Source organism: Curtobacterium sp. MCJR17_043, from assembly GCF_003224315.2.
Classification (GTDB): Bacteria; Actinomycetota; Actinomycetes; order Actinomycetales; family Microbacteriaceae; genus Curtobacterium.
Map to the genome: position 1 here is coordinate 1935443 of NZ_CP126259.1, position 23480 is coordinate 1958922.

Consider the following 23480-nt stretch of genomic DNA (forward strand, 5'->3'; position numbering starts at 1 on the left):
ACACGTCCCGCCTGGATGCCGTGCATCCTGACCGGCTCGTTCGCTGAGCGCGGAGCGCTTGTCCCCTCGCCGAGGCACACCGCTCGTGCGGCCCGCTGGTGTCGGTGCGGCTCGGTACCCTGATCACGTGAGCTCCGACTACTCCGCACGGCATCTCTCCGTCCTCGAAGGACTCGAGGCGGTCCGGAAGCGTCCCGGCATGTACATCGGCTCGACGGACTCCCGTGGGCTCATGCACTGCCTGTGGGAGGTCATCGACAACTCCGTGGACGAGGCCCTGGCCGGACACGGGGACGAGATCGGGGTGACCCTGCACGCCGACGGGTCGGTCGAGGTGTCCGACGTCGCGCGCGGCATCCCGGTGGACGTCGAGCCGAAGACGGGGCTGACCGGGGTCGAGGTCGTGTTCACGAAGCTGCACGCCGGCGGCAAGTTCGGCTCTGGGTCGTACGCGGCCTCGGGCGGCCTCCACGGCGTCGGCGCCTCGGTCGTCAACGCGCTGTCCGAACGACTCGACGTGCAGGTGGACCGCGGCGGCAAGACGTACGCCATGTCGTTCCACCGGGGCGAGCCGGGCGTGTTCGACGACTCCCGGGGCATCGGGCCGGACGCCCCGTTCGCACCCTTCACCTCGGGGAGCGAACTGCGGGTGGTCGGCAAGGTGAAGAAGGGCGTGACCGGGACGCGGGTGCGCTACTGGGCAGACCGACAGATCTTCACGAAGGACGCGGCCTTCAGCACCGGGGACCTCGTCAACCGCGCGCGGCAGACCGCGTTCCTCGTGCCGGGACTCGGGCTCACCATCACCGACGCTCGCCCGGCGTCGATCGCGGCGGCCGCCCAGCGTGCGGCCCTGGCGGTGTCGACTGCCGGCGCCGGGGCGTCCGGGACGACGGCCGACGCCACCGACGGGACCGGGACGGACGGGCCCGCGACCGACACCGCGCCGGCCCTGGCGGTCGAGCAGGGGCCGGTCGTCGAGCGCTTCCGCTACGAGGGCGGGATCGGCGAGTTCGTCGAGCACCTCGCCGTCGACGGGGCGAAGACCGACGTCTGGCGCATCCAGGGCTCCGGCACGTTCAAGGAGACCGTGCCGATGCTCGACGACAAGGGCCACATGGTGTCCACCGAGGTCGAGCGCACGTGCGAGGTCGACGTCGCCCTGCGGTGGGGCGACGGGTACGAGACGGTGTTCCGGAGCTTCGTGAACATCATCGCCACCCCGAAGGGCGGCACGCACCAGGCCGGGTTCGAGTCCGGTCTGGTCAAGGCCGTCCGTGCCCAGGTCGAGGCGAACGCGCGCAAGCTCAAGGTCGGGCAGGACAAGCTCGAGAAGGACGACGTGCTCGCGGGCCTCACCGCGGTGCTGACCGTCCGGCTGCCCGAGCCGCAGTTCGAGGGCCAGACGAAGGAGATCCTCGGCACGCCGGCCGTCCGCCGGATCGTCGACTCCGTGGTGGCCAAGCGCATGACGGAGATCCTCACCTCGACGCAGCGCACCGAGAAGGCGCAGGCCGCGGTCGTGCTCGAGAAGGTCGTCGCCGAGATGAAGACGCGCATCTCCGCCCGGGCGCACAAGGAGACGCAGCGGCGCAAGAACGCGCTCGAGAACTCGTCGCTCCCGACGAAGCTCGCCGACTGCCGCTCGAACGACGTCGACGGGACCGAGCTGTTCATCGTCGAGGGCGACTCGGCACTCGGCACCGCGAAGCTCGCCCGCAACAGCGAGTACCAGGCGCTCCTGCCCATCCGCGGGAAGATCCTCAACGTGCAGAAGGCGTCTGTTTCGGACATGCTCTCCAACGCCGAGTGCGCGTCGATCATCCAGGTCATCGGCGCCGGGTCCGGACGCACGTTCGAGCTCGACCAGGCCCGCTACGGCAAGATCATCATCATGTCCGACGCCGACGTCGACGGTGCCCACATCCGGACGCTGCTGCTGACGCTCTTCTTCCGGTACATGCGCCCGATGATCGAGCAGGGCCGGGTGTTCGCCGCCGTGCCGCCGTTGCACCGGGTCGTCGTGGTCAACCGCGGCAAGCCGAACGACACGCTGTACACCTACTCCGAGCAGGAGCTGACGACGCTCCTCAAGAAGCTCGAGCGCTCGAACAAGAAGTACCTCGAGCCGATCCAGCGCTACAAGGGCCTGGGCGAGATGGACGCCGACCAGCTGGCCGAGACCACGATGGACCGTGCGCACCGCACGCTGCGACGCGTCAACGTGTCGGACGCCGAGTCGGCGGCCAAGGTGTTCGAGCTGCTCATGGGGAACGACGTGGCCCCGCGCAAGGAGTTCATCCTCGCCGGTGAGGGTCTGGACCGCGAGCGCATCGACGCCTGACGGCGCCCTGCCGGACAGGAGGCGCGGGGCGGCCCGGCCCCGCGCCTCCTGTCCGTCCCGGTGCGGCCACGCTCTGTCCGTCCCGGTGCGGCCACGCTGGCGTGCGCCCTGCTGCGACGCTCGTGTGCGCTCAGCGCGCGTGAGGCTCAGGCCTCGCCGCGCGTCCCGTCGACGGCCGCCGCGCTCCCACCGATGGTCACGACCTCGGCGTCGAGCGGACTGCCGGAGCCGTCACGCTTCGACAGCCAGTCCGGCAGCGTCCGGGCAGCACCGTCCGCCCCGACCGCGTGCGGCGGAGCGACGCCCGCCCACGCCACGGTCAGACCGTCCTCGCCCTTCAGGAACGCGTGCGCCCGGACCCCCCTGGGTTCCGCGGCCCTTCGCCGGGAACTCGGTCAGCGCGGACACCTTCGCCCGTCCGGCGTCCGTCCCGGGCAGGGCGGTCGACGTCGTGGACACGGTGGCGACCACAGAGTCCTCGGTCAGCGCGACCGATCCGAACCAGATGACGGACGCGCCGGCGGCCAGGGACACCCCGGCGACACCGCCGGCCGGCAACCCCTGCGGGCGGACGGCGGCGGACGGGAAACGCAGCAGCTGCGCGGTTCGAGGTGATGAACACCAGGTCGTCCGACTCGGGTGCCTGGGTCGCACCGACGACGCGGTCGCCCGGCTTGAGCCCGATCGCGACGACCTCGGGCTTGTCCGGCCACGCGCCGGGCACCACGCGCTTCACGACGCCCTGCGCGGTCCCGATCGCGAGCGACTCGGTCACGGCGGCGTCGAGCGACACGAGTGCGACGACGGTCTCGGACTTCGGGATGCCCAGGTAGTCGGTGACGCGGACGCCGGCGTCGAGCCGCACGGACGCGGGCGGCACGGCGGGGACGTCGACGGGGGGAGAAGCGCAGCACACGGCCGGTCGAGGTGAGGGCGCCGACCTGCCCGCGCACGGTGCTCACCACCGTGGAGCGGACCGCGTCGTGCTTCGACCGCTTCGGGACGTGCACGATGCCGGACTCGGCCGCGGGGGATGTCGACGCGGACGAACCGCCCGGTCGTGGAGAGCAGCACGCGACAGGGAGCGTCGGCGACCTGGAGCGACTCGGGGTCGACCGCGGCCTTCCGGCCACCGCGGACGGGGGCGTCGGCCTCGGTCAGGAGGGTGCGCCGGGGCGTCGCGAACCGGTCGGACACCTCGCTCAGCTCGGTCGCGACCTGGCTGCGCAGGCGGTCGTCGGACGCCAGGAGTTCCTCGAGCGCGGCGATGTCGGCGAGCAGCTGGTCACGCTCGCCCTCGAGCTCCATGCGCGAGAACTTCGTGAGTCGTCGCAGGCGCAGTTCGAGGATGTACTCGGCCTGCACCTCCGACAGGTCGAACACGTCCCGCAGGCGACTGCGCGCGGCCTCGGAGTCGTCGGACGTCCGGATGACCTGGATGACCTCGTCGATGTCCAGGATCGCGATGAGCAACCCCTCGACCAGGTGCAGCCGTTCGCGACGACGGGCCAACCGGTACTCGGAGCGGCGGGTCACCACGGACAGGCGGTGCCGCACGTAGACGTCGAGCAGGTCGCGGAGGCCGAGCGTGCGCGGCGACCCGTCGACCAGGGCGACGTTGTTGATGCCGAAGTTCTCCTCGAGCGGGGTGTGCTTGTACAGCTGTTCGAGGACGGCCGTGGGGTTGAAGCCGGACTTGATGCCGATCACGAGCCGTAGACCGTGGTTGCGGTCGGTCAGGTCGTTGACGTCGGAGATGCCGACGAGCTTCTTCGCCTGGACCCCGTCCTTGATCTTCTCGATGACCCGTTCCGGACCCACCAGGTACGGCAGCTCGGTGACGACGAGCCCCGACTTGCGCGGCGTGAGGTTCTCGACCGAGACCTTGGCCCGCGTCCGGAAGCTACCGCGGCCCGTGGCGTACGCGTCCCGCACACCCGAGAGCCCGACGATCGTGCCGCCGGAGGGCAGGTCGGGGCCCGGGACGAACTCCATGAGCTCGTCGAGGGTGGCCTGCGGGTGCAGGAGGAGGTGCTTCGCGGCCTCGACGACCTCGCCGAGGTTGTGCGGCGCCATGTTCGTCGCCATGCCCACCGCGATGCCCGAGGCGCCGTTGACGAGCAGGTTCGGGAACGCCGCCGGCAGCACGCTCGGCTGCATGATCTGGTTGTCGTAGTTCGGCACGAAGTCGACGACGTCCTCGCCGAGCCCCTCGGTCATCACCATCGACGGCTCGGCGAGCCGGGCCTCGGTGTACCGCGCCGCGGCGGGGCCGTCGTCGAGGGACCCGAAGTTGCCGTGTCCGTCGACGAGCGGGACGCGCATCGTGAACGGTTGTGCGAGGCGCACGAGCGCGTCGTAGATGGCACCGTCGCCGTGCGGGTGCAGCTTGCCCATCACCTCGCCGGTGACGCGGGCACTCTTCACGTGGCCGCGGTCCGGCCGGAGACCCATCTCGGCCATCTGGTACAGGATCCGCCGCTGCACCGGCTTCAGGCCGTCGCGGGCGTCCGGGAGAGCGCGTGAGTAGATGACGGAGTACGCGTACTCCAGGAAGGAGCCCTGCATCTCCTCGGAGACGTCGACCTCCTCGATGCGCTCACCGTCGGGCAGTCCGACGACGTCCGTGCGTGCCATGGCACCTTTCTGGGAGAGTGGTGGGGGTGGCATCCAGCGTACCGACGGCCCCCCGACGACACCGCGAACCTCGCCGACGTGCTGCCGAGTTGCCTGGTCGCACTCGGCGCGGCCGACGACGACTGGCTCCGGGCGCGCGGCCTGGAGGCCCGGATCCCCCCCTCCGCCCCGCCCGTTCCGCGGTCGTCGTGCTCGTCGACGGCCTCGGCGCGAACGCCCTCGCCGCACGGGCCGGCCACGCACGCTTCCTGACGGCCACGAAGAAGCGTCTGCGGAGCGGGTTCCCGACGACGACCGCCGCGGCCCTGACGACCCTGACCACGGGCCGCCCGCCCGGGACCCACGGCGTCGTCGGCTACAGCGGCTGGGACCCCGACCGGCAGCGCGTGATGAACCTGCTCAGCGGGTGGGACGACGAGGTCCCCGCCGGGTGGCTCCGTTCCGAGACGCTGTTCACCGTGGCGGACGGACTCGGCGTCGAGCCCGTCGTGGTCGCCCCGGGGCGCTACCGGTCCTCCGGGATGACCGCCAACGTGCTCGGCGGCGCGCGCTTCGTGTCGGCGGACACCGTCCCCGCCCGGGTCGACGCGGCGATCGAGGCCACCGCCTCCGGTCGGCAGCTCGTCTACCTCTACGTGCCCGAACTCGACTCGATCGGCCACAAGCACGGCTGGCAGTCCGACCGGTGGACGGCGGCGCTCGAGCTGGTCGACGCCGAGGTCTCCCGGCTGGCGGCTCGCGTCGGACCCGACGTGGGTGTCCTGGTGACGGCGGACCACGGCGTGCTCGACGTGCCGCCGGAGGCGAACGTGTCGCTCGACCCGGACCTGCTGACGGACGTCGTCGGCGTCGCCGGGGACCCGCGCTGCCGACAGCTGACGGTCGCCCCCGGGACGGACGTGCCGGACCTGGTCGAGGCCTTCCGGGCCTCCCTCGGCAAGCGCGCGATCGTGGCGAGCCGGGACGAGGCGGTGGCAGCCGGGTGGTTCGGTGTGGTCGCGTCCGAGGTGCTCCCGCGCATCGGCGACGTCCTGCTCGTCGCCCGTGGCTCGTGGGCCTTCAACGACGACCGCGACGTCCGCGCCGGGACCGAACCGGGGCGGATGGTCGGCCAGCACGGCGCCATGAGCGACGACGAGTTGCTCGTACCGCTCCGGCTCGCCGGGGCGTTCGCCCAGCGGTAGCACCCGAGCGGACCCGGGCACGGGCACGGGCACGGGACGACGGGAGGCCCGCCCCACCGAGGTGGGACGGGCCTCCCGTCGGACGGCGGGCCGGGGTCAGACGGTGTCGTCGTCCGGACGGGTGCCGAAGACGATCTCGTCCCAGCTCGGCATCGCGCGGCGGTTGCGCTTGCGCCGGTCCTGGCGCGCGTCGCCGTCGCTCGTGGCGGCGGGACGGGCCTCGGGCTGCGGGGCGGTGTCGGAGTCGTCCGCGCCGTGCAGGGGGGATGTCGACCACGCCGACGGCCGGACCGCGCGGTGCGTCCTGCTGCTCGGGGAACGAGGCGGCTTCGCGCTCACCGCGGCGACGGCGGAGCGCCTCGAGCAGGTCGGCGGTCTCGTTGCCGGGCGCGCGTTCCTCGACGTAGGCGGTACCGATCCGGGGGGAGCGGCGGGCGGAGCGGAGCGCGCTCGGCGGGTTCCGCGGCCGTGGTCTCGTCCGCGGCGGCTGGCTCCTCGACGTGGAAGGCCCCGGAGTCGAAGCGGGTGCCGTCCTCGTCCTGGCGCTCGTACTCGACGGCGCGGAGTCGGGGAGCGATGCCCTCGTCCTCGGTGTGGGACAGCCGGTGGGCGTCCCCGTTGTCCGGCACGAGCGTCGCGGTCTTCGGGTCGAAGCGCCACTGCGCGTCGTGCTCGACCTCGGCCGCGGTGTACCGGACCTGGACCTGCCAGCCGTTCTCCACGTGCTTCCAGCTGGACCACGCGATGTCCGTGGCGTCGCCTGCTTCCAGCCGGGCGGTGATGGCCGGGCCGAAGGTGTCCGGCGATGCGTCGTCGACCGGGGTGACGCCGACACGTCGGGCGGCGTCGAGGATGAACGCGCGCTCGGCGAGGACGGGGCCCTCGAAGCGCCGGACGTAGTCGACCTCGACCCCGAGCGCGGCGGCCACGTCCGCGGCGTCGGCGCCACTGCGGATGCGCGCCTGCACGTCCTTCGGGGACACGCGCTTCTGCGGACCGGACTCGGGGTTCGCCTGCCGGACCTGACCCGCGAGGGACGCCGTGACCGGCAGCCGGAACTCGGTCCCGCCGTCGGTCGCGAGGAGGAGCGACCCGGATTCGACTCCGATGACTCTCACGTCTTGCATGGTTCCGCCTTCCGCTGCCTGCGTACGGTCGTGCGTCGTACCCGAGGAGTATGCAGGCCGTCCGGGCAGTTTCCGGGGGAGGCGCACGGCGTGCCGCGCGCAGGTCATCGACTCCGGGAATGGCGCAGACGTGCGCCGGGTTGCACGGCCAGAACGCACCGCCCCTCGCTCCGGTTTGCACTCGGACGGGCCGTGGTGCAAACTGTCGCCGCCGATTCCGGCGACGACCCTCTCGATACGAGAAATGGATGGGCATGGCCACCGATTACGACGCCCCTCGGAAGACCGACGACAACTCTGACTCGGAGTCGATCGAGGCCCTCAAGGAGCGCGTTCCCGACAAGATGTCGGGGGGTCGTCGACGACGATTCCGACAACCCCGGCAGTTTCGAACTCGCCGGGCAGGACCTCAGCGACGTCGACCTCGACGTCGTGGTCCTCCCCCCCGCAGGTCGACGAGTTCACGTGTGTGGAGTGCTTCCTCGTGAAGCACCGCTCGCAGCTCGACCACGAGACGAAGCTCGGCCCCGTGTGCATGGAGTGCGCCGCTCTGTAGGGCGACGAGCGCCGGCGCACGCTGCCGAGTGCAGGACGGCCCGCATCCAGTCGGATGCGGGCCGTCCTGCATGTCAGGAGGTCCTGCGCGTCGGCAGGTCCTGCGTCGGGCTGCTGGCGCCGCCCCGGCGAGGCGTCAGCGCCGGTCGCTGCCGGGGGGTGGCGGCGGAGCCGGTGAGTGCGCGGGTGACGGCATCCGGGTGCCGCACGCTCACGAGCCAGTAGGGCGTGGGGTCGGCGTCGTCGCGGACCTCGACCTTCACCACGCCGTGCACGTAGCCGCGGAAGAGCGTCCACGCCCGCGCGTCGAGCTGCGGGCCGCGCTGGCTCGTGGCGGCTGCGCCCGTGAAGCCCTCGACGGCACCCACCGCGGTGCGGGGCAGGTGTGCCCGGCCCGCACGGAACTCGGTCTCGGTCACCTCGATGACGGGGGGCCAGGACCCACAGCAGCACGAGCACGGCGAGTTCCATCCCGATCGCGACGACGACACCGGCCGTCACGCTGATGGGGAGGAACACGAGGAGGCTCGCGGGGACGACGAGCGCCGTCGCCAGGTACAGGGCGGGCGGCGCCCACAGTCGTTCGCGGTACACGGTCACCCCTCCATTCGACCATGCATCGCTGCGTGCTCCGAGCCAGGTCACGGATCGGTCACGGTCTGCACTACCCTCGACTCGTGACCGATGCAGTCGACGTGCTCTGGACCGGGGATGCCGCTCCCGTCTTCGCGAAACCCGGTGACGCCGGGGCCGACCTCGTCTCGGCCGAGGCGTTCGTCCTCGCGCCCGGACAGCGGCGCCTGGTGGGGACCGGTGTGGCGATCGCCCTCCCCGAGGGGCACGTCGGGTTCGTGGTGCCCCGGAGCGGGCTCGCGGCGAAGCACGGCATCACGATCGTCAACGCCCCCCGGCACGATCGACTCCGGCTACCGCGGCGAGGTCAAGGTGGCGCTGCTCAACACGGACGCCACCGAGCCCTACGCCGTCCAGGTCGGAGACCGGATCGCGCAGCTCGTGGTCCTCCCCGTCCCGCGGGTGACGTTCACACGGGTCGCCGACCTGCCGGAGAGCGTCCGCGGCCAGGACGGCTTCGGCTCGTCGGGCTACCGTGACGACCAGGGCGGGCACCCGGGCGTCTACGGCGTGGGGGGACGCCCGACGGGACGCGGGCACCGACGGACACGACGGCGCGGCGACGCCCGTCGACATGCACGAACAGGGTCGAGAAGGGACGCGGTCATGAGGATCGGACGACGCAAGCGCGACGAGGTCGAGGTCGCCGAGGCCGTGGTGGACGACGTCGAGGTGGCCGGGCCGACGCCCGAGATCGAACTCGCCGACGATGCCGACGCCGGGCTGGACGAGGTGCTCGCCACCGAGTCGACCGACAAGTCCGCCCCCCGCCGACCGCAGCGAGAACGGCCCGCTCGACGAGACCGAGGCGAACCTCGTGCGACCCTACGTGGACCTCGGCGGCGTGAAGATCCTGCCGCGCGAGGGCCTGCACCTCCGGCTCGAGGTGGAGGAGGACTCGAAGCGCGTCGTCGCGGTCGGGCTCGACTTCGACGAGTCCACCCTGCAGGTGCAGCCGTTCGCCGCCCCGCGGACCACCGGTCTCTGGCACGAGATCCGCGCGCAGATCGCCGAGCAGATCGAGCAGCAGGGCGGTGTCGTGACCGAGGTCGACGGCCCCTTCGGCCCCGAGCTCCGCGCACAGGTCCCCGTCGTCGGCGGCGCCGGCGTCACGGACGGCGTCCGCGCGGCCCGGTTCGTCGGCGTCGACGGCCCGCGCTGGTTCCTCCGCGGGGTGATCGCCGGCAAGGCAGCCGACCGACCCGAGGACTCCGCGGACATCGAGGAGCTGTTCCGCAGCGTCGTCGTCGTGCGGGGCACGACGCCGATGCCGCCGCGCGACCTCATCCCGCTGCACATGCCGAAGTCGACGCAGTCGACCATCTGACCCGGCCGCCGGCCGAACGCTCGACCCAGCCTGGAGGCCCGGTGACGGACCACGACGACCGCCCACGTCCGGACGGGGTCGCGCCCGAGCGCGACCCGTACGCCGAGGAGCGGGCGGAGCCGCTCTCGCTCCAGGCCCAGCTCCGGGACGCCGTACGGAGCGCCGGCATCGGGCAGGTCGCCCCGGGAGAGGCGCCGTCGGGCAGGGCCCTGCTGACCGCGGTCGGCGGGGTGCGCGGGCTCGCCGAGTCGGTGCTGCCCGGCTTCGCGTTCCTCATCGTCTACGCGGTGACGAAGGAGGTCGTGCCGAGCGTCGTCGTCCCGGTCGCGATCGGGCTCGTCTTCGTGGTGCTCCGTCTGGTGCAGCGGCAGTCGATCATGATGTCCTTCGCGGGCATCTTCGGTGTCGCGATCTCGGCGGGCCTCGCGCTGCTGACCGGCCGGGCGGAGAGCAACTTCATCCCGGGCATCGTCATCAACGCGGTGTTCCTCGCGGTGATCCTCGTGACCCTGGCGATCCGGCGACCGCTCATCGGCCTGGTCGTCGGTCTCCTCGTCCCGGGCGACGAGGACGGGCACGACTGGCGGGACGACCCGGCGAAGCGTCGGGTGCTCACGGTCGCGACGTGGATGTGGGCCGGACTGTTCGCCTTCCGCCTCGCCTTCGAGATCCCGCTCTGGCTGACCGCGCAGGTCGAGTTGCTCGCGGGCATCAAGCTCATCGCCGGCGTGCCCTTGTACGCCGCGCTGCTCTGGGTGACGTGGCTGCTCGTCCGGACCGTCTTCGTCCGGGACGAACCGGCCGCGGTGTAGAGTTGTCTCGACGTCAAGACACTTCCGCCCGGGCACGACGGCGTCCTCGGGTTTAGGTTCACCTTGCTGGTGGGACGTCCCGCGGCCCGCGAGGATGAGGGCACACCGATCAACTCAGGAGGCGGCACAGTGGCTGCAGTCAACAGCTTCGGATCGAAGGACACGCTCTCGGTTGGGGGTGTCGACTACGCGATCCACCGGATCGACCGGGTGCCCGGGCACGAGAAGCTGCCCTACAGCCTGAAGGTGCTGCTCGAGAACCTGCTCCGCACCGAGGACGGCGCGAACGTCACCGAGGGCCAGATCCGCGCGCTGGGCTCCTGGCGCCCCGAGGCCGAACCGGACACCGAGATCCAGTTCTCCCCGGCCCGCGTGGTCATGCAGGACTTCACCGGCGTCCCGTGCATCGTCGACCTCGCCACCATGCGCGAGGCGATGGCCGAGATCGGCGGCGACCCGAACAAGATCAACCCGCTCTCGCCGGCCGAGATGGTCATCGACCACTCCGTCATCGCGGACCTGTTCGGCAGCACCGACGCCCTCCAGCGCAACACCGACCTGGAGTACGAGCGCAACGGGGAGCGCTACCAGTTCCTCCGCTGGGGTCAGACGGCGTTCGAGGACTTCAAGGTCGTCCCGCCGGGCACCGGCATCGTCCACCAGGTGAACATCGAGTACCTGGCGAAGGTCACCTACACGCGCGACTTCGACGGCGAGACCTACGCCTACCCGGACACCCTCGTCGGCACCGACTCGCACACCACGATGGTCAACGGCCTCGGCGTGCTCGGCTGGGGCGTCGGCGGCATCGAGGCCGAGGCGGCGATGCTCGGCCAGCCCGTGTCGATGCTCATCCCGAAGGTCGTCGGCTTCAAGCTGTCCGGCGAGATCCCCGCCGGTGTGACCGCGACGGACGTGGTGCTCACGATCACCGAGCAGCTCCGGAAGCACGGCGTGGTCGGCAAGTTCGTCGAGTTCTACGGCGAGGGCGTCGGTGCGGTCCCGCTCGCGAACCGCGCGACCATCGGCAACATGAGCCCCGAGTTCGGTTCCACGGCGGCGATCTTCCCGGTCGACGACGTCACGCTCGACTACCTGCGCCTGACCGGTCGTGACGAGGCGCAGATCGCCCTCGTCGAGGCGTACTCGAAGACGCAGGGCCTCTGGCACGACCCCTCGGTCGAGCCCGTCTACTCCGAGTACATGGAGCTGGACCTCTCCACGGTCGTCCCGTCGATCTCCGGGCCGAAGCGCCCGCAGGACCGGATCGTCCTCACCGAGGCGAAGGACCAGTTCGAGGTCGACCTCGCCAACTACGCGAGCATCGACCACACCGAAGAGGACAAGGCCGTCGCGGACACGTTCCCGGCGTCCGACCCGGTCGCCGCGGCCCCGGGTGACGAGCACGCCGTCGACGACCTGCAGGACGCCCCGGCGTCCGAGGTGCCGGTGCACGCCTCCAGCGCTCCCGGCTCGGTCTCGAAGCCGACGTCCGTCGCGATCGCCGATGGCGACCCGTTCACGATCGACCACGGCGCCGTCGCCATCGCCGCGATCACGTCCTGCACGAACACGTCGAACCCGTCGGTGATGATGGCCGCGGGCATCCTCGCGCGCAACGCATCTCGGAAGGGCCTCAAGGCCAAGCCGTGGGTCAAGACGACCCTCGCGCCCGGCTCCAAGGTCGTCACCGACTACTACGAGAAGGCCGGCCTCACGACCTACCTCGAGGACCTCGGCTTCTACACGGTCGGCTACGGCTGCACCACCTGCATCGGCAACTCGGGCCCGCTTCCCGAGGAGATCTCGCAGGCCGTGCAGGACAACGACCTGGCCGTCACCGCCGTGCTCTCCGGCAACCGCAACTTCGAGGGGCGCATCAACCCCGACGTGAAGATGAACTACCTGGCTTCCCCGCCGCTGGTCATCGCGTACGCCCTCGCCGGGTCGATGCACTTCGACTTCGACACCGACGCGCTCGGTACCGACACCGAGGGCAACGACGTCTTCCTCAAGGACATCTGGCCCGACACGGCCGAGGTCCAGCAGGTCATCGACGCGTCGATCGACACCGACATGTTCACGCACGAGTACGGCTCCGTGTTCGAGGGCGACGACCGGTGGAAGAACCTGCCGACCCCGACGGGCGACACCTTCGAGTGGGACAGCGAGTCGACCTACGTGCGGAAGCCCCCGTACTTCGACGGCATGACGATGCAGCCGGACCCGGTCTCCGACATCTCGGGCGCCCGCGTGCTCGCGAAGCTCGGCGACTCCGTCACGACCGACCACATCTCGCCGGCCGGCTCCATCAAGGCCGACAGCCCGGCGGGGCGGTACCTCGCCGAGCACGACGTCGACCGCAAGGACTTCAACTCCTACGGCTCGCGTCGCGGCAACCACGAGGTGATGATCCGCGGCACCTTCGCGAACATCCGCCTCCGCAACCAGCTCCTCGACGGCGTGGAGGGCGGCTACACCCGCGACTTCACCACGCCCGACGGCGCGCAGTCGTTCATCTACGACGCGTCCGAGCACTACCAGGCGCAGGGCATCCCGCTCGTCGTCCTCGGTGGCAAGGAGTACGGCTCCGGGTCGTCCCGCGACTGGGCGGCGAAGGGGACGAGCCTCCTCGGCGTCAAGGCGGTCATCACCGAGAGCTTCGAGCGCATCCACCGCTCGAACCTCATCGGCATGGGCGTCGTCCCGCTGCAGTTCCCCGCTGGTGAGTCGATCGAGTCCCTCGGGCTCGACGGCACCGAGGTCATCTCGATCTCGGGGCTCACCGCGCTGAACGAGGGCACCACGCCGAAGACGGTGCACGTCACCGCCGAGCCGAGCGAGCACTCGCCCGCCGGCAAGCAGACGGTCGAGTTCGACGCGGTCGTCCGCATCGACACCCCGGGCGAGGCCGACTACTACCGCAACGGCGGCATCCTGCAGTACGTCCTCCGGTCGCTCGTCTGACATCCCGACGCGGTCGTCGACGCGAGCACGACACCTCCGGGAGGCCCGTCACCAGCTGGTGGCGGGCCGCCCGTCTGCTGTCGGGTCACGCGCATAGAGTGGGCCGACACCGCACGAAAGGATCGCCCGTGAGCCTGCTCGCCAGCATCACGTCGCCGCGCGACCTGAAGCGTCTCTCCGACGCGCAGATGACCGGCCTCGCAGCGGAGATCCGCAGCTTCCTGGTCGCCGAGGTCGCGAAGACCGGCGGGCACCTCGGGCCGAACCTCGGCGTCGTCGAGCTCACGCTCGCGATGCACCGCGTGTTCGACTCGCCGCACGACCCGATCGTGTTCGACACCGGGCACCAGTCCTACGTGCACAAGCTCGTCACCGGACGGCAGGACTTCTCGCACCTCCGCGAGCGTGGCGGGATCGCCGGGTACCCGCAGCGGAGCGAGTCGGAGCACGACATCGTGGAGTCCTCGCATGCGTCGTCGTCGCTGTCCTGGGCGGACGGGATCTCCCGCGCGTTCCAGCAGACGGGGCAGAGCGACCGCACGGTCGTCGCCGTCGTCGGCGACGGTGCCCTCACCGGCGGGATGACCTGGGAGGCGCTCAACAACATCTCCGACCAGAACGACCGTCGACTGGTCATCGTCGTCAACGACAACGGCCGGTCCTACGCGCCGACGATCGGCGGCATGGCCCGCTTCCTCAGCTCGGTGCGGACCCGTCGTGAGTACCGCACGCTGTACGAGAAGAGCCGTGCGGCGGCCGACCTCTTCGGGGCGCCCGGCCGAGCGGTGTACCGGGGACTCCGGGGTGGCCTGCACGGGTTCCTGTCCCGGTTCACGAACAACGAGGCGTTGTACTCGAACCTCGACATCAAGTACGTCGGCCCCGTCGACGGGCACGACCAGCAGGCGATGGAGGCGGCGCTCCGGCAGGCGAAGGGCTACGGGTCCCCGGTCATCGTGCACGCCATCACGGAGAAGGGCCACGGCTTCGCGCCGGCGCTCCGCGACCAGGCGGACCAGTTCCACGCCGTCGGGCACATCGACCCCGAGACCGGGGAGTCGCTCGACGTGTCGTCGGGTCCGTCGTGGACCTCGGTCTTCGCGACCACCCTCGCCGAGGTCGGGCACGAGGACCCCCCGCATCGTCGCGATCACGGCCGCGATGCTCCGGCCGACCGGCCTGCACCTCTTCGAGCAGGCGCACCCCGACCGTGTCTACGACGTCGGCATCGCCGAGCAGCACGCCGTGACGACCGCTGCAGGGCTCGCCTACGGCGGTCTGCACCCCGTCGTCGCCCTCTACGCGACGTTCCTCAACCGCGCGTTCGACCAGGTGCTCATGGACGTCGCCCTGCACCGGGCCGGCGTCACGTTCGTGCTCGACCGCGCGGGCATCACCGGCCCCGACGGTCCGTCGCACCACGGCATGTGGGACCTCGCGCTCCTGCAGGTCGTGCCCGGCATCCGGATCGCCGCCCCGCGCGACGCTGCGACCCTCCGCGAGGAGTTCCGGGAGGCCGTGGCCGTCGACGACGCCCCGACCGTGCTCCGGTGGTCGAAGGGCCAGGTCGGACCGGACATCCCCGCGGTCGAACGGCTGGCGGACGGGGTGGACGTGCTCCGGAGGCCCGCCGACGACCAGGAACCGGACGTCCTCGTCGTGGCCGTCGGGTCGATGGTGCCGACCGCGATCGAGGCGGCGGCGCTCCTCGAGGCGCAGGGCATCGGCGTGACCGTCGTCGACCCGCGTTGGGTCGTCCCGATCCCGGTGTCGCTCATCGACCTGTCCCGCGACCACCGACTCGTCATCACCATCGAGGACGGCGTCCGGGTCGGCGGTGTGGGCACCCGGCTGCGGCAGGACCTCCGCGCTGCCGGGGTCGACACCGGTGTGAACGAGCTCGGACTCCCGGACGAGTTCATCGACCACGCCAGCCGGACCCAGATCCTCGCTGACGCCGGGCTGACGGCGCAGGCCATCGCCCGCGACGTCATCGACCAGGTCGTCGGCACGAAGGTGCCCCAGGCGAAGCCGGCCCGCTCGCGGGAGTCCGCCGAGCGCTGAACGCCGGGCGCTGCCCGGGCGGACCCCGCCGACCCGCGCCCGCAGCCGCAGCCGTGGCGCACTTCGGCCGCGCACAACAGGAACCGCCTCGAACCACGGACGTCCGTGGTTCGAGGCGGTTCCTGTTGTGCGGGTCCGGCTGGCGCCGGGCTAGCGGCTCGCGGGGCCGACGATCCGCGGCTCGTGGAACGTGCCGCCGAAGACGCGCTCCGAGGCTCCGCTGCGGTCGAGGTACGGGCTGATGCCGCCGGCCTGGAACGGGTAGCCCGCGCCGAGGATGAGCCCGAGGTCGATCTCCTCGACGTGCTCGACCACGTGGTCCTCGAGCATGCGGTGCACCTCGTCGGCCAGGGCGTCCTCGAACCGGCGCTGCATCTCGGCAGCGTCGACCGGCTTCGCGTCCTTCTTCGACGGCGCGACGAGCTTCACGGCGGCGGGGTCGTACCCGGTCGCGTTGCCCTTCTTGTCGCGGGTCAGGATCGTGCCGTGCTCGGCGATCCGCTTCAGTCCGTCGCCCGGGTAGAAGCGCTCCGGCCACGCAGCGTGGTGCGAGTCGAGCACGTGCGCGCCCACGGGCAGGCCGACGAGCTCGAGCAGCTCGAACGGCGACATCGGCAGGCCCAGGGGAGCGGCCCCCCTCGGCGACGGTCTCGAAGGAGGTGCCCTCCTCGACGCCGCGCATGGCCTCGCCGAGCACCCGGGCGAGCACCCGGTTGACGACGAAGCCCGGCTGGTCGGCGGTGACGATCGCCGTCTTCTTCAGGGCCTTCGCGACCGCGAGCGCGGTGGCGAGTGCCTCGTCGGAGGTCTTCGCCGCCCGCACCACCTCGAGCAGCGGCATCACCGCGACCGGGTTGAAGAAGTGGAAGCCGACCAGACGCTCGGGGTTCGTCAGGACCGAGGCCATCTCGTCGACGGACAGCGACGACGTGTTCGTCGCGAGGATCGCGTCCGGCGCGATGACCTGCTCGATCTTGCGGAACACCTCCTGCTTGACGCTCATCTCCTCGAAGACCGCCTCGATGACCCAATCGGCGTCGGCGAACGCGTCGTAGGACACCGACCCGGAGACGAGCCCGGTGATGCGGTTCGCGTCGTCGGGGGGAGATGCGGCCCTTCTCGAGGAGCTTCGCGACCTCACCGGCGATCCGCGCCACGCCCGCGTCGACCCGCTCCTGCGACACGTCGGTGATGACGACGGGCACACCGAGACGGCGGGCGAAGAGCAGGGCGAACTGCGACGCCATGAGCCCGGCACCGAGGACGCCGACCTTCGTGGTCTTCTTCGCGTCGACGCCCTCGGGGGCACCGACGGGACGCTTGGCCCGCTTCTGCACGAGGTCGAACGCGTACATCGACGCGGCGAACTGGTCGCCGGCCAGGAGGTCGGCGAGGGCGTCGTCCTCGCCCGCGAACCGCTCGTCGAGCGATCCCGACTTCGCCGCTGCGACGAGGTCGAGCGCACGGAACGGGGACTTCGGGACCGTGCCGATCTTCGACGCGACCTGGCTGCGTGCGACCTTGACGACCGTGCCCCAGGCTGCCTTCTCGAGCATCCCGGGTTCGTTCTTCCGCGTGACCTTGGTCCGGCCCGCCACGACGCCGTCGGCCCAGGCGACCGCGGACGGCAGGAACGTCACCGACGGGATGAGCGCGTCGCCGATGCCGAGCTCGACCGCGGCCTTGCCGTCCATCAGGCGGTTGTTCTTCAGCGGGTTCTCCACGATGACCCGGAGGGCCTTCTCGGGACCGATGAGCCGGGGGGAGCAGCGTCGCGCCGCCCCAGCCGGGGATGATGCCGAGGAACACCTCGGGCAGCCCGATGCCCTGCGCGGCGGACGAGAACACGCGGTACGTGCAGTGCAGCGCGACCTCGAGCCCGCCGCCGAGCGCGATGCCGTTGACGAACGCGAACGACGGGACCCCGAGCTCGCTGAACTTGCGGAGGGTGGCGTGCCCGAGGACGCCGAGCTCGTGCGCGACCTCGCGCGAGGGCAGTGCGGCAGCCTGCGAGAGGTCGGCGCCCGCGGCGAAGCAGTACTCCTTGCCGGTGACGGCGACGGCCTGGATGTCGCCCGCCGCCGCCGAAGCGCGGAGCCCGTCGAGCACGTCGGACAGCTCACGCATCGTGCGCGGCCCGAGCGTCGAGGGTCGCTTGTAGTCCTTGCCGTTGTCGAGCGTGATGAGCGCGAGGGTGCCGCCGGAGGGCAGCGCGACGTGCTTGACGTACGAGTGGGTGACGACCTCGTCCTCGCTCAGGGCCGTCAACTGGTCGGTCGGTGCGATGGTCATGGTCAGGCCGCCTTCCGTGCCGCGCTCTTGCTGAAGTTCGGGTTCTCCCAGATGACCGTGCCGCCCTGGCCGAGCCCGATGCACATCGTCGTGATGCCGTACTTGACGTCCGGGCGCTCGGCGAACTGCGCTGCGAGCTGGGTCATCAGGCGGACGCCACTCGACGCGAGGGGGTGCCCGACGGCGATGGCGCCGCCCCAGGCGTTCACGTTCGGGGGAGTCCTGTGGGATGCCGTAGTTGTCGAGGAACGCGAGCACCTGCACGGCGAACGCCTCGTTGATCTCGAACAGACCGATGTCGTCGATCGACAGCCCGGCCTTCCGCAGCGCCTTGTCGGTCGCGGGCACTGGACCGACGCCCATGACCTCGGGCTCGACGCCGGCGAAGGCGAAGGACACCATGCGCATCTTGGTCGGCAGGCCGTGCTGCTTCGCGCCGTCCTCGGACGCGAGCAGGCTCATCGTCGCGCCGTCGTTCAGGCCCGCGGCGTTGCCGGCGGTGACCCGTCCATGCGGGCGGAACGGCGTCTTCAACGCAGCCAGGGCCTCCAGGGTGGTGCCCGGACGGGGCGGCTCGTCCTTCGAGACGATGTCCCAGCCCTGGCCGGTGTTCACCTCGACGGGGACGACGTCGGGCTGCAGCTTGCCGGCGCCCCAGGCGGCGGCGTAGCGCTGCTGGGACTGCACGGCGAAGGCGTCGGTGCGGTCCTTCGTGATCGCGGGGAAGCGGTCGTGCAGGCGCTCGGCGGTGTTGCCCATCACGAGCGCGTCCGGGGCGACCATGCGCTCCGCGACGAAGCGGGGGTTGGGGTCGGCGTTGAAGCCCATCGGGTGGCGGCCCATGTGCTCGACGCCGCCCGCGATGGCGACGTCGGCGGCGCCGAACGCGATCGCGCCGGCCAGGGTCGTGACGCTCGTCATCGCGCCGGCGCACATCCGGTCGATGGCGTAGCCGGGGACGGACTTCGGCAGACCGGCCAGCATGCCGACGGTGCGCCCGAGGGTCAGACCCTGGTCGCCCTGCTGGGTCGTCGCGGCGACCGCGACGTCGTCCACGGCGGCACCGTCCAGCGAGCTGTTCCGGTCGAGCAGGCCGCGCATCGCGTGCACCGCCAGGTCGTCGGCACGGGTGCGCCAGAAGACGCCCTTCTCACCGGCGCGGCCGAACGGTGTGCGGACACCGTCCACGAACACGACGTCTGATGTCTTCGGCAATGCGAGCCTCCAGATCCACAACGATCGGGCCGGGGGTCCTGTCGCCCCGACCTGGCCGGGCCTCGCCCGGCGACGCTCCGACGCTAGTACCCCCGGCTGAGCGGCGGCACGTCGGTTGGGCGGTTCCTACGAGCCGGTCGTCCCGGTGGCGGCGTCGGGCTGTCCGTCTGCGACAAGAGCGGCGTCACCCTGCTGAGCGGCGTCGAGCGCCGCGTCGTCCGGCTCGCCGTCCGGCCGGGAAACCGTGGTCGCGGTGACCACTGCCGCCGGGTCCGCGACGGACCGGTCCGCTGCCACCTCGAACGCGTGTGCGATGACCGACGCGGTCTCCTCGACCTGCCACGGCCGGGCGTCGTGCGACGCGAGCGTGGCACCGACGGTCTCCGTCGCGACGGTCGCCGGCGGGTTCCACGACACGAGACGGAGCGTCTCCGGGGTGAGCAGGTTCTCGACGGGCAGGTCGAGCTCGGCGGCCCGGGCCGTGACGGCGGCCCGCGCGGCGCGGTACCGACGGTCCGCGTCCGGGTTGCGGTCGGCCCAGGCGCGGGGCGGCGGGAGGCTCGGCTCACCCCCGCCACGCAGGCGCGGCAGGTCCTCGGTGGTCCGGCCTTCCTCGACCGCGGCCCACCAACGGTCGAGCTCCGACCGGCTGGCGCGGCCCGTGAAGGTCTTCAGTGCGCCGAGTTCCGCCCGCGAGGACGGAGCGGCGGCGGCAGCGGCGACGATGGCGGAGTCCGGGATGGTCCGGCCCGGCGCGATGTCGGTCTCCTGCGCGTAGGCGTCGCGTGCCTGCCACAGCGACCGTGCGATCGCGAGGGCACGGGCACCGCGGAGCACGTTCATCCCGGAGAGACGCCGCCACGGCTCGGCACGCGGGGGGCTTCGGGGCACGGGCGAGGACGGCGGCGAACTCCTCCTCCGCGATCCGGGTCTTGCCGGCCGCCTCCAGCACCTCGGCGAGGGAGTCGCGCAGGTCCGGGAGCAGTTCGACGTCGAGGGCGGCGTAGACGAGCCAAGCCTGCGGGAGCGGACGGGTCGACCAGTCCGCGGCGGAGTGGGCCTTCGCGAGCGTGATGCCGAGGAGCTGCTCGACGACCGCGCCGAGTCCGACACGCGGGAAGCCGGCGATCCGGGCACCGAGCTCGGTGTCGAAGATGCGGGTCGGGACGAGGCCGACCTCGCGGAGGCACGGCAGGTCCTGCGACGCGGCGTGGAACACCCACTCCTCGTCGACGATCGCGGCCTGCAGGTCGCTGAAGTCACCGATCGCGATGGGGTCGAACAGGAACGAGCCGGAGCCGCGGCGGAACACCTGGATCAGGTAGGCCCGCTGCGAGTAGCGGTAGCCGCTGGCACGCTCGGCGTCGACGGCGACCGGACCGGTGCCGGCGGCGATGCGCGCCACGGCGTCGAGGTACTCCTCGCGGCGCTCGATCACGTGGACGGTGGCGTGCGCGTCTTCGTAGGCGGGGTCGGCATCAGTCACGGGCGAGCCTCCGAGGGGCCAGGAGCGAGACGCCGTCCGAGGCCGGGGGGAGTCCGGCGAGCATCGCCACGATCTCCTCCCAGGCCTGCACGTGCGGCGTCAGGTCGTCGTCGAGGGGCGTCCACGACGCCCGGAGTTCCAGTTGAGCACCGTCGCCCTGGGTCGCGAGCTCGCCGTACCCGCGGGAGATGATCTTCGTCGCCGTGCCGGAGGCGTTGGCGTACCGGGCGCCGTGCGCGTCGAGGGCGTCGACGAGCCAGCTCCACGTCACGTCGGCCACGAACTCGTCGACGCCGATCTCCGGCTCGAGCGGGGCCTGCGCGAAGGTGACGATGCGGTACGCACCGCCCCACCCCTCCGGCTCGTCCGGGTCGTGCAGGGCGATGAAGCGTCCGGTGCCGAGGTCGGAGTCGACGCCGTGCACGACCCCGGACACGTCCGCCGCGAGGGCGATCGAGTACGGCGCGATGCGGCTCGGCGAGGGGATCTCGGTGACCGTGGTCTCGGTGCGGGTCCTGCCCGTCGACACGAACGCACGGAGACGCGCGAACGCCTCCGGTTCGGCGTCGGGGACTCGGGGTTCAGGCACGGATGCAGACTAGGCTCCGGATCGAGCACCGGTGCGGGCGGCACGCCGTCCGTCGCGCAGTCGTGCTGCCCGCAGTCGTCCTCTGCCTGGAGGCCCGCATGCTCCGCCGCCCCGCAGCCGTCCGTCCCACACGTCGGTCGCGGCCGGGCCTCGCTGGACGCACGGCGCGCTCGGCCGGCGTCGTCGCGCTCGGCACCGGTGTGGCCGCCGCCGCCGCCGGCGTGGCGGTCATCGCCGGCTCCGTCGTGGCCGTCGCCCGCGCCGTCGTCACCCCGGACCGCAAGCGCACCGAGCGGGTCCCGATCACCGCGGTCGACCCGGAGGCCCGGACCGTCACCCTGCGCCGCAGTCCCGACACGGAGCTGCAGGGCCGGTACAGCCTGTGGTTCGGCGCCGCCACCGGGCACATGCGGGTCGGCGAGGTCCTGGCCGTGACCGACACCACCGTCACCCGGCGGATCATCGCCGTGGACGCCGGCGACCCGACCGCAGCACGCCGCGGACGCTGGGGCGGCTGGTTCTACCTGACTCCGGGGGGAGCTCGGCGTCCCCGTCGAGGACGTCGACGTGCTCACCCCGAACGGTCCCGCGCCCGCCTGGGTCGTCCGCGCCGAGGACCCGGCCGCGCCCTGGGCGGTCCTCGTCCACGGTCGCGGCGTCACCCGTGCCGAGACGATCCGCGCCGTCCCGGTGTTCCGCGCGGCCGGGTACTCGGTGCTGCTGGTGTCGTGGCGCAACGACGGCGTCGCGCCCCCCGAGTGCGGACGGGCGCTACGGTCTCGGCTCGACCGAGTGGGAGGACGTCGACGCCGCGCTCGACTGGGTCGCGCAGCAGGGCGCCACGAGCGTCGTCCTCATGGGCTGGTCGATGGGCGGCGCCGTGGTCCTGCAGACCCTGGTCCGCTCCGGGCTCGCAGGACTGGTCACCGGCGTCGTCCTGGACTCGGCGGTCGTCGACTGGAACGCCGTCCTCAAGTCGCAGAGCCGCGCGCTCCGGCTGCCCCGGCCGGTCCGCAAGGTGGCGCAGTGGGTCCTCCGCACCGCGGTCGTGCACCGGATCGCCGGGCTCGAGCGGCCGATCGACCTGCGGGAACTCGACATGGTCGCCCGCGCCGACGAACTCCACGTCCCGATCCTGCTGCTGCACAGCGACGACGACGGCTTCGTCCCCTCGTCGGCGGCACGCGCCCTCGCCGCTGCACGACCGGACCTGGTGCAGCTCGAGGTCGCGCACGTCGCCCGGCACACGAAGCTCTGGAACCACGATGCCGACTGGTTCGACGCGCGGATCCTGGCGTGGCTCACCGACGTGGTCGAGCCGCGGCCGGCGGCGGACGTGCGGTGACCAGGGTCGGACGGGAGGCGCGGGACCAGCGGTGACGCGCCTCCCGTCCGACGGGTGGTCACCACCCCACCCGGGGTGGCCGCCCGCGCCCGCTTCAGCGCGCGGGGGAAGAGGTCGACGGAGCGCGGGGTGGAGCGGTAGCGGAGATGCTCGAAGTCCGGGTGCCAGTCGACGAGGCCGACCACGGCGCGGACGGCGATGTCGATGAAGTACGGCGAGACGAGCACGCGGCGGGGGACCGTCGTCGCCTCGATCTCGGTCGCGGGTCGGGAGCGGGACCCGTCGAAGTCCGTGACGTGCACGCCGTCGACGTCGGTGCCCCAGGTGTACGCGGGCAACAGACGGTCGGTGTCCGGGGCGACGGTGCCGACGACCTCCCACATGCCCGGCTGGAACCGTGCCGGCAGGGTGAGCCCGGCCACCACCGGCTGCGTGGCGAGCACGACGAGCGGGTCGGCCGGGCGGGGGAGGTCCTCGGGGCGCTGGAAGACCGCGACGTACACGGCATCGTGCAGCGTCGCGAGGACGTGCCCGAGCAGCACCCTGCCGCCACCGTCCGGGATGAGGAAGACGTCACCGGTCTCGGCCGTGAAGGGCTCGCGGCTGAGCGGGACCAGCTCGTCGGCGGAGGCATCGGCGCGTCCGGACGCGCGGTCTGCTGCTGCTTCCGTGGCCGGCGGACGTGACGCCGTCACACCGGAGCGTCGGAGTCGTTCGACCTGTTCGTCGAGGTCACGGCCGGGTCTGCCGCGGCCGACGATCTCGATGGTGAAGACCTTCTCCGGGTCAGCCCTGGTCTCGGCCAGGAGTTGCGCGAAGAGCTGCTGATCGCCGTCAGCATGGTGGAACTCGGAGCCCGATGGCTGGTCCCTCTTGCGCTTGCCGAACACGTCGTCCGTTCCC

13 protein-coding genes and 9 pseudogenes are annotated in these 23480 nt (G+C 71.9%); 11 read left to right on the plus strand and 11 right to left on the minus strand.

The features are described from left to right. Window positions 1-127: 127 nt before the first annotated feature. Complete coding sequence (locus DEJ15_RS10010; RefSeq protein ID WP_110825446.1) at window positions 128-2344, plus strand: DNA gyrase/topoisomerase IV subunit B; 2217 nt, start codon at window positions 128-130, stop codon at window positions 2342-2344. A gap of 146 nt (window positions 2345-2490) precedes the next feature. Here DEJ15_RS10010 and DEJ15_RS10015 read toward each other — a convergent pair. Next, window positions 2491-4981 (minus strand): annotated as a pseudogene (locus tag DEJ15_RS10015) (DNA gyrase/topoisomerase IV subunit A). Window positions 4982-5007: 26 nt separating this feature from the next. On the opposite strand from DEJ15_RS10015, the gene DEJ15_RS10020 reads away from it, so the two are divergent. After that, window positions 5008-6165 carry an alkaline phosphatase family protein gene (locus tag DEJ15_RS10020; RefSeq protein WP_284174923.1) on the plus strand — a complete coding sequence of 386 codons (1158 nt, stop codon included), beginning with the start codon at window positions 5008-5010 and terminating at the stop codon, window positions 6163-6165. A gap of 96 nt (window positions 6166-6261) precedes the next feature. Here DEJ15_RS10020 and DEJ15_RS10025 read toward each other — a convergent pair whose 3' ends face one another. Together DEJ15_RS10025 and sepH are read right to left on the minus strand one after the other, a co-directional pair. Beyond that, window positions 6262-6504, minus strand: a complete 243-nt coding sequence (locus DEJ15_RS10025; protein WP_284174925.1) for a hypothetical protein — start codon at window positions 6502-6504, stop codon at window positions 6262-6264. Then, window positions 6501-7292, minus strand: coding sequence for a septation protein SepH (gene sepH / locus DEJ15_RS10030; RefSeq protein ID WP_284174927.1), 792 nt, complete (start codon window positions 7290-7292; stop codon window positions 6501-6503). The genes DEJ15_RS10025 and sepH overlap by 4 nt, the downstream gene beginning before the upstream one ends. Before the next feature lie 254 nt (window positions 7293-7546). Between sepH and DEJ15_RS10035 the strand changes: the two are divergent. Continuing rightward, window positions 7547-7848: pseudogene (locus DEJ15_RS10035) on the plus strand (DUF4193 domain-containing protein). A gap of 73 nt (window positions 7849-7921) precedes the next feature. Here DEJ15_RS10035 and DEJ15_RS10040 read toward each other — a convergent pair. Both DEJ15_RS10040 and DEJ15_RS10045 read right to left on the minus strand, forming a co-directional pair. Further along, entirely contained in the window at window positions 7922-8266 is a 345-nt protein-coding gene (locus tag DEJ15_RS10040) for a DUF3093 domain-containing protein (protein WP_284174929.1), read from the minus strand. Window positions 8267-8342: 76 nt separating this feature from the next. Beyond that, window positions 8343-8492: pseudogene (locus DEJ15_RS10045) on the minus strand (hypothetical protein); the annotation flags it as partial. Window positions 8493-8524: 32 nt separating this feature from the next. Here DEJ15_RS10045 and dut point away from each other — a divergent pair. The 5 genes and pseudogenes from dut to dxs all read left to right on the plus strand — a co-directional run. Next, window positions 8525-8972 (plus strand): annotated as a pseudogene (gene dut / locus DEJ15_RS10050) (dUTP diphosphatase); the annotation flags it as partial. Between the two features lie 217 nt (window positions 8973-9189). Then, on the plus strand, window positions 9190-9807 hold the full coding sequence (locus DEJ15_RS10055; protein ID WP_502866163.1) for a DUF3710 domain-containing protein: 618 nt from the start codon (window positions 9190-9192) through the stop codon (window positions 9805-9807). A 233-nt stretch (window positions 9808-10040) separates the two neighbouring features. Then, a pseudogene (locus DEJ15_RS10060) lies at window positions 10041-10619 on the plus strand (DUF3159 domain-containing protein); the annotation flags it as partial. 129 nt (window positions 10620-10748) lie between these two features. Further along, entirely contained in the window at window positions 10749-13586 is a 2838-nt protein-coding gene (locus DEJ15_RS10065) for an aconitate hydratase (RefSeq protein ID WP_110825455.1), read from the plus strand. A gap of 128 nt (window positions 13587-13714) precedes the next feature. Beyond that, window positions 13715-15650, plus strand: a pseudogene (dxs, locus tag DEJ15_RS10070) (1-deoxy-D-xylulose-5-phosphate synthase). A gap of 150 nt (window positions 15651-15800) precedes the next feature. On the opposite strand, the gene DEJ15_RS19525 reads toward dxs, so the two are convergent. The 6 genes and pseudogenes from DEJ15_RS19525 to DEJ15_RS10090 form a co-directional block, all read right to left on the minus strand. Next, a complete protein-coding gene (locus DEJ15_RS19525) occupies window positions 15801-16262 on the minus strand; it encodes a hypothetical protein (RefSeq protein ID WP_502866090.1) in 462 nt (153 codons plus the stop codon). Then, window positions 16154-16897 carry a hypothetical protein gene (locus DEJ15_RS19530; RefSeq protein WP_502866091.1) on the minus strand — a complete coding sequence of 248 codons (744 nt, stop codon included), beginning with the start codon at window positions 16895-16897 and terminating at the stop codon, window positions 16154-16156. Before DEJ15_RS19530 ends, DEJ15_RS19525 begins: the two co-directional genes overlap by 109 nt. After that, window positions 16788-17942 carry an enoyl-CoA hydratase/isomerase family protein gene (locus tag DEJ15_RS19535; protein WP_502866092.1) on the minus strand — a complete coding sequence of 385 codons (1155 nt, stop codon included), beginning with the start codon at window positions 17940-17942 and terminating at the stop codon, window positions 16788-16790. The genes DEJ15_RS19530 and DEJ15_RS19535 overlap by 110 nt, the downstream gene beginning before the upstream one ends. Window positions 17943-17944: 2 nt before the next feature. Beyond that, a pseudogene (locus tag DEJ15_RS10080) lies at window positions 17945-19157 on the minus strand (thiolase family protein). A 273-nt stretch (window positions 19158-19430) separates the two neighbouring features. Then, window positions 19431-20595: pseudogene (locus DEJ15_RS10085) on the minus strand (HRDC domain-containing protein); the annotation flags it as partial. A 40-nt stretch (window positions 20596-20635) separates the two neighbouring features. Further along, on the minus strand, window positions 20636-21232 hold the full coding sequence (locus tag DEJ15_RS10090) for a DUF3000 domain-containing protein (RefSeq protein ID WP_110825460.1): 597 nt from the start codon (window positions 21230-21232) through the stop codon (window positions 20636-20638). 98 nt (window positions 21233-21330) lie between these two features. Between DEJ15_RS10090 and DEJ15_RS19540 the strand changes: the two are divergent. From DEJ15_RS19540 to DEJ15_RS10100, 3 genes and pseudogenes are all read left to right on the plus strand, one after another. After that, window positions 21331-21729: pseudogene (locus DEJ15_RS19540) on the plus strand (DUF8805 domain-containing protein); the annotation flags it as partial. Window positions 21730-21896: 167 nt separating this feature from the next. Next, entirely contained in the window at window positions 21897-22577 is a 681-nt protein-coding gene (locus DEJ15_RS10095; RefSeq protein WP_284174932.1) for an alpha/beta hydrolase family protein, read from the plus strand. Window positions 22578-22873: 296 nt separating this feature from the next. Further along, complete coding sequence (locus tag DEJ15_RS10100; RefSeq protein ID WP_284174934.1) at window positions 22874-23263, plus strand: hypothetical protein; 390 nt, start codon at window positions 22874-22876, stop codon at window positions 23261-23263. The last annotated feature ends 217 nt before the right edge of the window (window positions 23264-23480 follow it).

What these genes read in the sequence shown, in the direction of transcription:
- sepH (WP_284174927.1), bottom strand. Translation starts at nt 7,292, where the DNA reads ATGCAAGACGTGAGAGTCATCGGAGTCGAATCCGGGTCGCTCCTCCTC.
- DEJ15_RS10055 (WP_502866163.1), top strand. Translation starts at nt 9,190, where the DNA reads ATGCCGACGCCGGGCTGGACGAGGTGCTCGCCACCGAGTCGACCGACA.
- DEJ15_RS19525 (WP_502866090.1), bottom strand. Translation starts at nt 16,262, where the DNA reads ATGTCGCCGTTCGAGCTGCTCGAGCTCGTCGGCCTGCCCGTGGGCGCG.
- DEJ15_RS19530 (WP_502866091.1), bottom strand. Translation starts at nt 16,897, where the DNA reads ATGGCGTCGCAGTTCGCCCTGCTCTTCGCCCGCCGTCTCGGTGTGCCC.
- DEJ15_RS19535 (WP_502866092.1), bottom strand. Translation starts at nt 17,942, where the DNA reads ATGACCATCGCACCGACCGACCAGTTGACGGCCCTGAGCGAGGACGAG.